This window comes from Loktanella sp. SALINAS62, from assembly GCF_018263905.1.
In the GTDB taxonomy this organism is placed as follows: domain Bacteria; phylum Pseudomonadota; class Alphaproteobacteria; order Rhodobacterales; family Rhodobacteraceae; genus Loktanella.
The window spans coordinates 1-204 of the sequence record NZ_JAAFZU010000058.1 but is presented as its reverse complement, the minus strand read 5'-3'; the positions used below and the strand labels follow the sequence as shown (position 1 = coordinate 204).

Here is a 204-nt window from a genome sequence, read left to right as displayed (position 1 = left end):
GGGAACTGGCGGCCCTGATCGAACGGCGTGGAAAGCCCGGCATGATTGTCAGCGACAACGGCACCGAACTGACCAGTAACGCGATCTTAACCTTTGCCACGGAACACAAGATCGAATGGCATTACATCGCGCCGGGCAAGCCGATGCAAAACGGCTTCGTCGAAAGCTTCAACGGGCGCATGCGCGATGAACTTTTGAACGAAA

The 204-nt window shown here is 55.9% G+C and carries 1 protein-coding gene; it reads left to right on the top strand.

All coding sequences use genetic code 11. The features are described from left to right. Nucleotides 1-204: integrase core domain-containing protein (locus tag GZH79_RS17490; protein WP_211645062.1), on the top strand; the 204-nt coding region annotated here is incomplete at both ends.